The organism is Arcobacter sp. CECT 8989 (genome assembly GCF_004116715.1).
Lineage (GTDB): Bacteria > Campylobacterota > Campylobacteria > Campylobacterales > Arcobacteraceae > Halarcobacter.
Map to the genome: position 1 here is coordinate 100721 of NZ_PDKE01000007.1, position 11031 is coordinate 111751.

Annotated in this window: 17 protein-coding genes; all 17 read left to right on the forward strand. The window is 26.8% G+C overall.

Translation table 11 applies throughout. The annotated features are described in order from the left end of the window. Positions 1-121 precede the first annotated feature (121 nt). The 17 genes from CRV02_RS08295 (at position 122) to CRV02_RS08370 (ending at position 11013) form a co-directional block, all read left to right on the forward strand. Entirely contained in the window at positions 122-301 is a 180-nt protein-coding gene (locus CRV02_RS08295; RefSeq protein WP_129089936.1) for a hypothetical protein, read from the forward strand. 9 nt (positions 302-310) lie between these two features. Continuing rightward, a complete protein-coding gene (locus CRV02_RS08300; protein ID WP_129089937.1) occupies positions 311-694 on the forward strand; it encodes a hypothetical protein in 384 nt (127 codons plus the stop codon). Positions 695-798: 104 nt separating this feature from the next. Beyond that, on the forward strand, positions 799-1206 hold the full coding sequence (locus CRV02_RS08305; protein ID WP_129089938.1) for a hypothetical protein: 408 nt from the start codon (positions 799-801) through the stop codon (positions 1204-1206). A gap of 55 nt (positions 1207-1261) precedes the next feature. Continuing rightward, entirely contained in the window at positions 1262-2650 is a 1389-nt protein-coding gene (locus CRV02_RS08310) for a hypothetical protein (RefSeq protein ID WP_129089939.1), read from the forward strand. Between the two features lie 9 nt (positions 2651-2659). After that, positions 2660-2860 (forward strand): hypothetical protein, encoded by a 201-nt coding sequence (locus CRV02_RS08315; RefSeq protein ID WP_129089940.1) that lies wholly within the window; start codon positions 2660-2662, stop codon positions 2858-2860. After that, the gene (locus CRV02_RS08320; protein WP_129089941.1) at positions 2857-3267 is read left to right on the forward strand and encodes a glycoside hydrolase family protein; all 411 of its coding nucleotides are present in this window, start codon (positions 2857-2859) and stop codon (positions 3265-3267) included. Before CRV02_RS08315 ends, CRV02_RS08320 begins: the two co-directional genes overlap by 4 nt. Before the next feature lies 1 nt (position 3268). Further along, positions 3269-3487 (forward strand): hypothetical protein, encoded by a 219-nt coding sequence (locus tag CRV02_RS08325; protein ID WP_129089942.1) that lies wholly within the window; start codon positions 3269-3271, stop codon positions 3485-3487. Positions 3488-3491: 4 nt separating this feature from the next. Beyond that, entirely contained in the window at positions 3492-4373 is an 882-nt protein-coding gene (locus CRV02_RS08330) for a hypothetical protein (protein WP_129089943.1), read from the forward strand. Positions 4374-4382: 9 nt separating this feature from the next. Next, the gene (locus tag CRV02_RS08335) at positions 4383-4814 is read left to right on the forward strand and encodes a hypothetical protein (RefSeq protein WP_129089944.1); all 432 of its coding nucleotides are present in this window, start codon (positions 4383-4385) and stop codon (positions 4812-4814) included. A 10-nt stretch (positions 4815-4824) separates the two neighbouring features. Further along, complete coding sequence (locus tag CRV02_RS08340) at positions 4825-5589, forward strand: hypothetical protein (RefSeq protein WP_129089945.1); 765 nt, start codon at positions 4825-4827, stop codon at positions 5587-5589. Beyond that, on the forward strand, positions 5590-6384 hold the full coding sequence (locus CRV02_RS08345; protein ID WP_129089946.1) for a hypothetical protein: 795 nt from the start codon (positions 5590-5592) through the stop codon (positions 6382-6384). Between the two features lie 4 nt (positions 6385-6388). Then, positions 6389-7123 carry a hypothetical protein gene (locus CRV02_RS08350; protein ID WP_129089947.1) on the forward strand — a complete coding sequence of 245 codons (735 nt, stop codon included), beginning with the start codon at positions 6389-6391 and terminating at the stop codon, positions 7121-7123. A 149-nt stretch (positions 7124-7272) separates the two neighbouring features. Continuing rightward, entirely contained in the window at positions 7273-7683 is a 411-nt protein-coding gene (locus tag CRV02_RS08355) for a hypothetical protein (RefSeq protein ID WP_129089948.1), read from the forward strand. An 81-nt stretch (positions 7684-7764) separates the two neighbouring features. Next, positions 7765-9261 carry a hypothetical protein gene (locus CRV02_RS08360; RefSeq protein WP_129089949.1) on the forward strand — a complete coding sequence of 499 codons (1497 nt, stop codon included), beginning with the start codon at positions 7765-7767 and terminating at the stop codon, positions 9259-9261. After that, complete coding sequence (locus tag CRV02_RS08365) at positions 9255-9554, forward strand: hypothetical protein (RefSeq protein WP_129089950.1); 300 nt, start codon at positions 9255-9257, stop codon at positions 9552-9554. The genes CRV02_RS08360 and CRV02_RS08365 overlap by 7 nt, the downstream gene beginning before the upstream one ends. Further along, positions 9551-9694, forward strand: coding sequence for a hypothetical protein (locus CRV02_RS14820; RefSeq protein ID WP_164968982.1), 144 nt, complete (start codon positions 9551-9553; stop codon positions 9692-9694). Before CRV02_RS08365 ends, CRV02_RS14820 begins: the two co-directional genes overlap by 4 nt. Before the next feature lie 212 nt (positions 9695-9906). Continuing rightward, positions 9907-11013 carry a site-specific integrase gene (locus tag CRV02_RS08370; protein ID WP_129089951.1) on the forward strand — a complete coding sequence of 369 codons (1107 nt, stop codon included), beginning with the start codon at positions 9907-9909 and terminating at the stop codon, positions 11011-11013. Positions 11014-11031: the final 18 nt, after the last annotated feature.

An 11031-nucleotide genomic window follows, 5' to 3' on the forward strand; every position in this document is an offset into this window, starting at 1 on the left:
CTTTTATCTTCGGTAAAGATTACCTTGCCCCTATACCGATAAAGGGACTTTAGTCCCTAATGCCAAATAGTGAGGGCGTAGCCCGTAACTATAGTTTATCCCCAATTTTAAAAGGAGTTCTATGTCTAACAATGAAACTATTTCAAAATCTCAATCAAAAGAGGAGTTAAATAACTCTTTGAGAAATGACATTATAAGAATGTTTTTTCAATATTCTGTTAATGGTCTTTCAAGTGATGAAATACTCAAACAAGTTCAATCTATTCATCAAGGTTTATCTAAGAACCCTACTCAAAAATAAGGTTTTATCATGTCTCAAATTTTCGGTTATAAAAATATATCAGAGTTTCAAGCTTTAGGTTTCTTCAAAGAGTCTAAAAATGTTTTTGTGAAGTATTACTATCAAGATTATCATACTAAAAGATTAACAGAATCTAAGCTTTTTAGATTAGAAAAACCTGATTTACTAGTAAAAAAAGATATTGATATTAATCAAGCACTAAAACAAATTAAGATTGAAAAAATTGTTCATAAAAGAAATATTACAGATAAAGATTTTCAAGACTCTATAAATAAAATCTTAGTAAGAAATATATTTCCAAATCAGATTATGCAAACTTTTTATTATACAGATAATAGAACTAAGCTACCTACTGAACCAATTAAAACTTCTCAATTAAGTATGGACTTTTAAACTCCATACTTTCCTATTGTAAAACTTTATTAAAACCCTTGTAAATATTCAAGGTTTTTAACAAGGTTTTAAAACCTATAAATTAAACAACAAAAGGAAAATAAATGAGTACAAAATTAACTAAGGAACAACAAGAACAAGTTGATTTAATGGTTGCACAAGCAGTTGCAAAACAAAACAGTGAATTAGAGTTAAAACAAAGACAAAGAGAAACTAATCTAGTTCAAATGGGTGCTTTTGTACAAGAGCTTAGAGTACAAGAGGGTTCACCTATTATTGATAAACAAACACAACAACAAAAAGAAGTTAATGGTATTCCACAATGTTATCCAGATAAATACTATGTAAGACTTCAAGCAATGGGATTAGAACTTGAAACAGAGGTACAACAATCTATTTTTGAATCTTTAGAGGAAAATAGAACATATCTTTGTGAGGGAAGAATTGCATTAGTTAAAAAGTTTGGTAGTGATTATATCGAACCAGTTTTCAAAAAATTTACATTAATCTAACAAAATTTAACAGTTTAGGGGTTCGTCCCCTTGCTGGATTAACAAGGGGGCCTAAGTGGGACATTTCATTAAAATAAAATCATTAAACGATATAGTAGATACTTTAAAACTACATTTCTATCCAAACACTAATATTACATTAGAAGAAATAGAAATTTTAAACCAAAATATAACAGACTTTGTAGAGCTTAAAAAAGAAGCTATGCAAATTAAAAATCAAGATAATCAAAAAAGATTTGTTAATACTACTTTTGCAAATCATAAGTTTAGAGTTATGGCTGTGAGTCAATCTTCTTTTAATGTAGTTTTACAAAATGGTGATATATCAATTTCACTTTTAAAATATTCAAATAGACATAGTAATCCATTAATAAAAGTAGAGTTTAGAGCTGAGTTTTTATTAAGAAGTGGTTATAAAAATGCTATTCAGTATGTTAAAAATATTATCAATAATCTTTTTGAAAACTATTTTATTAAAGTATCAGAAATACACCTTGCAAAAGATATACAAGGTTATGAGTTTAACCCTTTTGATATCCATAGATTTAAAACTCTATCTAAACACAAAACAGTATTCCATAATGATATAAATTCAGAATTTTATTTCGGTAATAAATTTAGTGGTTTTTCTATTGGTCGTGGAGCAGAAATGTTAAGAGTCTATAACAAAACTTTAGAGATATCTCAAAAGAAAGAAAAATCATTTATTCAAGTTTTATCGTGGAATTATAATCCTGATTTTGATAACACTCAAAATGTATGGAGATTAGAGTTCCAACTAAGAAGAGAAAGACTAAAAGAGCTTTTAGGTAAAGATGGACTTCTAGACTCCTTAGATAATGTAATTAATTCAATTTCTAACCTTTGGACTTATTGCCTTGAAAGATTTGTTTTTAAACATCTAAGTAACGACCAAGTACATGAACAAGTAACGGGTTATAGATATAACAAAGATTCATCAATTGAGATTCTTAATCCTGAGACATTAAGAAAAAGATTTCAAAGAGCAAATTTACATATTGTATGGGAGTCAATAAGAACCTTTGAAGATAAACAAGCTCCAACATTACAAAGAATAAAAGATATTAAAAAGCCTGAATCTGAATATGTTAAGAACAGTATTAAATCTGTTATATCAACATTTATAAAATTAAATAAAGGTCATTTTGATTCACAAGATTTAACACAAATATTTATTGATGCAGATAATGAGTGTAAAGAAAAACACGGTGTTTCTATGATTGATAAAGCTCGTATAAATGCTTTAGATTACATTGTTAATGCAAATGTATTTTATGAAGAAAACGGACTTATACAATATGGTTTCCATAAATATAAAAAAGACTTTGTTAACAATCTACATGACACTTTCGCACTTGTACAAAATGAACCATCAAACTTTTATACTTTTCAAGAATTTCAAAAAAGACTATCAAAACTTTAAGGACTAATTATGAGATTAAGAACTAAAAAAGTTAATTTAAATTCTGTTCAATTAGCTTTACTTCCAGTTATAGCTGATTTGGTAGAAGAAAACATAAGAACACCAACTAATCAAAAAAGTATTAATCCTTATCAAATAGCAAAAATACTTCCATTTGATAAACAAACAATAAAAGTAAACATATTAAAACTAAAGGAGCTTAAAATATGAAATACGAATTATTAATTGAATCAGTTAAAAAACATGAGGGTTTAAGACTTAAACCTTATAGGTGTCCTGTAGGTAAATTGACTATTGGTTATGGTAGAAACTTAGAAGATACGGGAATAACAGAGGAAGAAGCTAACTTTTTATTAGTTAGAGATTTACAAAGAGTTCAAAACGCTCTAAGAAAAAAAATAAATTATGATGAATATCCATCACATGTTCAAAATGTACTTTTAGAAATGGGTTTTCAATTAGGGGTAAATGGTTTAATGAAATTTAAAAAGACTTTACAATTAATTGAGGAAGGAAACTATATAGGTGCTTCAAAGGAAATGCTTAACTCTAAATGGGCTAAGCAAACACCAAAAAGAGCTAATACACTATCAAAACTTATGAGAGAGGGTTTTTAAAATGTGGGCTTCAATTTTAACTAATTTTGTATTACCTTTAGCAGTAGATACTGTTAAAAAATATATAGATTCAACTGAATCAAAAAAAGATGATAAAGTACTTGAAGTAGTACAAAGTGGTGCTAAATATTTAGCTAATAAGGGTAACAATACTATTACTTTAGATTTATCAAAAGAACTTGATAAAAAAGAAATGGTATTCACTCAAAAACCAAAGTAATAAAATGTCTGGTATAGGTGGACTTCCAGAAGAAACTTATCATATTTCAGTATCAGCAGATAGTCCAATTGTAATTGGTTCTCCTGATATTGGACAAGGTGGTTCGGGTGTTAGGTCTAATTCAATTTACGAAAAATTTACTGCACTTGATGGATTATCTTACTTAAAAAAGATAAATAGCAATGTAAAGCATAAACCTATTAAATTTAAATATAAAAATACCTATTTAAAATGGGAAGGATATGACGGTGACAATAATTATTGGTATTGGTCTAAACCTAATTTTTATAATCATTATGTGTATCTCCTTCAAGGGTTTAAAGGTCTTGAATATAAAATTGATAAATATACTGATTTAGATGAAAATATGCCTTTTTATAAACAAAATCCACAATTGACACAAGCTTCAAAAAGTTTTATACAATCAGTTTCTTATTATGCTAATAGAGGAGCTTATGATTTAGAATATTATAAAGCTAAATATGGTGATAAAGATTTTAGAGAGACTCATAAAAATCTTGCTTATAGTTCTATTGATGAGTGGAGAAATGAAATAAAAGAAAATATTCAAGAAATGATTTTAAGTCATGCAAGAAGTGCATTAAAAGCTGGTGTACCATGTACAACTATTTTAAGTGAAATAAAAGAAAATTATCAAATTGTTGGATTAGATGATGAAATTTTTCTTAGTGCATGTAGAGAAGAAAAAGGTATAGAGCTTGGAAGAATGTATCATTCAAAAACTGAAGAAAGTATTTGTTGTATTGATGTAGAAATGCACCCTGATAAGTTTAGAAAACAAGGTGAATCTTTTCAAGATTATTTTTCAAGATTTAAAAATACAGTTCAATGGGGGAATTTATCCCTTACATATGATTTTTTATAAAGGATTAAAATGAGTACATGTGTTGATATATTAGCTAAACTAGATGCTATTGATTCAAGACTAGAAAATATAAAGTTAGGTCAAGAAGTTGTAGATAAAATTAATTCTATTGATTCAAATCTTACACAATTTATGACTGCTTTTAATGATTTTGAAACTTCTTTAAGTAATTATTTAAATCAAAATTTTACTGCCTTATCTGATAATCAATCTACATTAGGAAATCTTTTATCAAAAGTTGGTGATAACCAAATACATTCTGCTGAAAACTTAGTAAATTTATCTAATGGGATTAAAACTATTGGAACAATTGTTAAGGCAAATAATGATTCAATTAAATCTCTTTCTATGTCTAATGGTTCTTTACCTTCTGAAATTCTTCAACAGATTTCAAATATTGAAGCAGTAACTAATGCTTTGAATGAAGTAATACTTAAATAAGGGAGTTTATATGGAATATCCAGGTGTTGGTCATGTTGATGCAGTTATTGACATTGTAAAAGGTAAATATGATATTCCACAAGATAGTGGAGTACCTACGGGTGATGTTTTTGTTTATAGTGATTATAATCAATCAGGAACAACTGTTATTGAGAATACAAAGAAATCACCAAATATTGATATAGGAGATGGAACTATGCTTCAAAGCATTTTAAAAGATAATGGTGATATTGTTAAAAATGGTTTTGATAGTGTCAAGCAAGAATTAGTAAAAAATACACAAGAGCATATAAATAAAATGCTTTCATATGAAAAAACTTTTGATACTGCTATTGGTAAAATTAATACTTCAATTTCTACTAGTGGTATTAGTTTATCAAATGCAATAAAATCTCAAGCTGATAAGCAATCTGGAACTAATTCTATTTTAGAATCTATTTTAAATACAAATAAAGAAGTTGGTAAAAAACAAATTCAATACCATGACGAAAGATTAGAAGAAATTGAATTTAATAAAAAAGGTGATGGAACAAAAGATTCATTAGGTAATGATATTGTACCAAGAAAAGCAAAAGCTATAAAAGACGCAGAACTTGGAATTGAAGAGTCAAGAATGAATAATTTTAGTCATGGTGATTTATTAAATAGTTTAGGTTCTGAGTCTGATTCTTTAATTGATAAAATTCCTAATTTATTTAAAGAGGTTCAAGATTTTTACACTAATGTCTCATATGATGATTTAGACAATATTATCAAAAATGATAAGGAGTTTTAAGTGGGTAAAGTAACTGGAATAGTTTCAAATAGTGGTGAAGATTTTGTTGATGAGCTATCAACTTCTTTAACTTATAATTATGCTAATCAAGTATTCTCACCTATTGTAAAAGATTTAAATGAATCTGATTCTTTAATAGACCAAGCTTTAGGTGGTGCAGTATCAACTTTACAATTTGGTATTATGAATCTTGTTATTATTAGTGTAACTGAATATGCAATCACAAAAACAACTCTTGTAGGTGGTGCAGTATTAGTATTTCTTAAATCAACAAATGTTGCTAAAAAAGTTAGAGGGATTGTATCAGGTGCTTTAGGCTCTGTTCCTTTTGTTGGTCGTGGATTAGGTAAGGTTGTAGAGAGCACGGGTTCTTTTATCTCTAAAGATAGAGAGCTTATTGCAAAAATGGCTATGGATAACTCTAATAATATCTCAAGTACTATTGCACAAGAAAGACAAACACAAGCTTATATTAAATCTCAAAAATATAGAAAGAGAGATAAAACAGTAGACCAAGCTATTAGTATTAGAGGTCAATCTCGTTCTAAAAATATGGACTTATATATTCAAAATTTTAAAACTGGTTCATGGAGAAAAATTCCTTATCATAAAAAATTATATGAAGATTGTACAGGTCAAAAGTTTGGTGAGAATGGTTTAAGTTGGAATGTTGATTTTGTTGAAAGATTAAATAGTTATAAAGAGTTCGCAGTAAGTAGTGAGGGTGTAATATTTTCACAAGCAAAAGCAACTGTTGATTTACTTAATGCAACTGGTGCTAAGTTAGTTAGGTAGTATTATGAAACATTATCATGTAACTTTAACACAAGGAAGAAGTGATTCTATTGAGTGTCAAGCTGATTCAAAATCTAGTATATTAAACTTTTTTAATAATGTTTCTACTGCTGTAGTTTCTAGTGTTAAACAAGTTGTTTATTCAAAAACTAAAAAAATCAATTTTACTAAATCAATAGAACCATCAAAGGAAAAGGCATATAATAGAGTTGAAGTTTTTTGTAGGTCTAAATCATATGCAAAAATCTTTACTCTTTATCATGTTCCAATATCTGTTACAAAAGAAGTTTTAGTATCTAACTTTAAAAAACTTTTAATTGTAGATGAAGAAATTATTGATGTTTTTAATGTTGTCTTTTTTGATGATATTGAGGGCGTAGCCCGTGACTCTAATAATTCTTATCAATTGTTGTATAAGATAAACTCTAAAACACATCATATTGAGCTTGAAGCTAATGACTCACAAACAGTAATTGATTTCTTTACAAATGTACTTCAAAGAGATTTAGAAGAAGTTAGACATCATCAACATAAAGATACTAGAACTAAAATAGATGATGGTGATTATATTAAATATAAATCATGTTTCATAAAGAATAAACAAAGTGAAATAGGTACTATAAAAGTTCCAAAAGTTAAAAAGTCAATCAATGATATTGAATTTGATAAATTAGTATTAAATACTTTTTATATTGGTTCTCAAAAGGTTAATTCTTTATCTGTTACCACAAAATTTTAATTTTTCTAATTATTGATTTTTTATATAGGTGAAATAAATCATTTATAAATGCCTTTAAATCATCATTTTTTATCCTTTATTTCACATATTGACGCACTTATTTTTTTTTAGAATAATTTGATTACATTTTATAAATAAAAGGAAATATTATGGCAAAAAAATATCAAGTAAGACAAGTAGTAACTCTTAATGGTGAAAAAAAGTCAACTACTTTTGAGTTTTATGGTGAGCAAGATGAGTTAACTGCTTTTTGTTCTCAATTAGAGGGTGGTTATGAAGTAAAAGAAGTTGTTGATGCACTTTCAGATATGACTGCTGCTGATACTAATGTTGCAACTTCAAACCCAGTTACACAAATCACTTTAAGTGGTCCACAAAATCAGTATTCAATGATTAGACCTTATTCTGGTGTTATTCATTTTAAAAATACTGTTTCTGTTGATGATATTGCTAACAACTTAAAAGCAACAAATCCATTCCCACTTTTACCAACAGAGAAGCCAATTAGAGTTACTGTTAAAAGAAGTGAAACTTTTGCAGGTGGTTCTGTAACACCATAATCTTATGGTTTACACACAAAATAATTAAGGTTAGTCTTTTATTAGACTAGCCTTTTTTTATTTCTATAATAAAGGAAAAATATGAACTTAAATATTTTAAATAATATTGAAAAGACTCTTGAAGAACTTTCAAAACGTTACTTAGTTGATTCTTCTAATACAGATACTGAATTAAAAGATATTAAAGAAATTGATAAAGAATTAGGTGATTTACTTAATAGATTTAAAGAACTTAACGATATTAGAAATGTTTTAATTGATGTAGAAGCACAAGCTTTAATCAAACAATTAAATGATGAAATTATCGATTTTAAATCAAAAATTGATAATGGTTATTTTAAGGGTGATAAAGGTGATTCTTTTACTTTTAATGATTTCACTGCTGAACAACTTCAATCTTTTAAAGGAGATAAAGGTGATTCATTTACTTTTGATGATTTCACTTCTGAACAAATTGAAGCTTTAAAAATTAAAGGTGATAAGGGTGATAAAGGTGATTCATTTACTTTTGATGATTTTACTCCTGAACAACTTCAATCTTTTAAAGGAGATAAAGGTGATTCATTTACTTTTGATGATTTCACTCCTGAACAAATTGAATCGTTAAAAGTTAAAGGTGATAAGGGTGATAAAGGTGATTCTTTTACTTATGATGATTTTACTCCTGAACAAATTGAATCGTTAAAAGTTAAAGGAGACAAGGGTGATAAAGGTGATTCTTTTACTTTTGATGACTTCACTCCTGAACAAATTGAATCGTTAAAAGTTAAAGGTAATAAAGGAGATTCTTTTACTTATGATGATTTCACTCCTGAACAACTTGAAGCTTTAAAAGTTAAAGGTGATAAAGGTGATTCTTTTATTTATGATGATTTCACTTCTGAACAACTTGAAGCTTTAAAAGTTAAAGGTGATTCATTTACTTTTGATGATTTTACTCCTGAACAATTATTATCAATTAAGGGTGATAAAGGTGATTCTTTTACTTATGATGATTTTACGCCTGAACAACTTGAAGCTTTAAAAATTAAGGGTGATAAAGGTGATTCTTTTACTTATGATGATTTCACGCCTGAACAATTAGAATCTTTTGATAAGGGCATAGTTCAATTATTTCATAAGTTGATACATACTAAAACATCACAAACTGTTGATAACTCAGTTAATATTATTGGTTCAAATGGAGATTTTGAGTTAGAATTTACACCTAAGTATGATAATTCCAAAATTCAAATTTTTTTAAAGGCTTTTTGTGAAACTAGTAACCCACATAATACAAGAATTAATATTTTAAAGAATGGTTCTATACTTCACAATAAAGATAATTTAGATTCTTTTTGTTTGTCAATGCCTCTTTTAACTTATCATAATAATAATGACTCTACTCCTGAAATTATTTTAATTGATACTATCGATGATGTAAATATAGTTGCTAATGTTCCTATTGAGTATAAGTTTATTGCTTCATCTTCTCTTGTTGGTATTTTATCAGTGAATAGAACACTTGGTTATAATGTTAACGATATTGTATTTGAAACTAGTGTATCAGAAATTATTATAAAGGAGATTAGATGTTAGCACAAGCATTACTTAATTTATGTCCAAATATTAAATTTACTATCATTGGAGATGATTATAATTCTATCGTTACAGATTCAAACGATTTACCTAGTTTATCAGAGTTAAATCAAGAAGTTTCTCGCATGAAAGCATTAAAAGTTAATTCTATTGAAGTTAATAAAATTAAACTGGAATTAGAAGAAATTGATAAAAAATCAATTAGAGCTCTTAGAGAAAACAATCAAGATTTAATAAATCAATATGAACATGAAGCAGAAAATTTAAGAATACAGTTAAGGGCTTTAGAATGAATATAGAATTTTTAACTTTACTTATTGCAGTTTTTCAAATGATTACAACTCTTATATTTATTCCAGTTCTTAAATGGGCTTTTTCTTTAGAAAAGAGATTAATTATAATTGAAACAAAAAACGAAACTACTAAAGGTTAGATATTAATTTATCTAGCCTTTTTTTATAAGGCTAAAAATGAACCTATATACAATAAAAGAACTATCTAATATAGTTAAATATTCAACTCACTCAATTTATAGATTTAAAAAATTAATGGTTTTAGGTGAACACTATTTTCAAGTTCCACATGGTAAAATATTATTTAGTGATAAAGCTATTGATTTTTTTCTTAATAGAATAAAGGGAAAAAATGAAAATATCGAAAGGAAGTGTGTTCAAGAAGAAAGGAAGCCCGTATCTGTATATCAACATTTCCATCAACAAAAAAAGGTATTTAATTAATACCTATTTTGAACATGATAAGATTGAACATGTTGAGACTGTAGAACTTCCACTTCTTAAAGCTAAACTTTTTAAAGGTGAAATTACTCTTGATAATAAAGAGGAAACTTCAAATAAAAAATCTTTTTACTATTATAGCTCTATATATTTAAACTCAAAAAAGTTTTTAAAGATTGGAACTCTTTCAATTTTAGAGAGTAATATAAAAAGATTTAATAAAAAGTTTGGTGATGATTTAATAATAAATTTAAAGGCTAGTGACATTGAAAACTATCTATTTTCTTTAGATATTCAGCCACTAGTTTTTAGAAATTATCTTACTGTTTTTAAGGGTATATTTGAAAAAGCTTTGTTAGATGGTGAAATTAATATTAATATTTGTAAATTAATTAAACCACCTAAAAATAAGCCTAAAGAAATAGAACCTTTTTCAGTTGATGAAGTTAATTTATTAATAAATGAGTCATCAGGTTGGTTTAAAAACTATTTAGCAATAGCATTTTATACTGGTTGTCGTGTTGGTGAACTATTTGCTTTAAAATGGCAAAATATAGATTTAAAAAAGAAACGTATTTATATAAATGCTTCAAGAGGTAATTATAAAGAGGGAACTACTAAAACTGGAAAGTCTAGATATGTTCCTATTTTTGATAATTTGGTTTCATATATTAAATCTCAAAGATTAATTACAGGTATGAATACATATGTTTTTTTAAATAGTAAAGGAAACTGTTTAACAAGTAGTGGAATAGCTCGTTATCATTGGAATCCTTTATTAAAAAGGTTAAATCTTCCACAACGACCTATTTATAACACTAGGCACACTTTTGCTACTAATATGATTATGAGTAATATTGTAGATATGAATAAAATTGCTTATTGGTTAGGTCATTCTAATTTAAGAATGTTAATATTGCATTATAACAAATTTATTAATTCTGATTTAGATAATTTTGATTCAGATTTTGATGTTTTTAGTGTTAAAAATTGTCACAATGAGTCAAGAATTGCCTAAAGTTGGTATTATTTAATA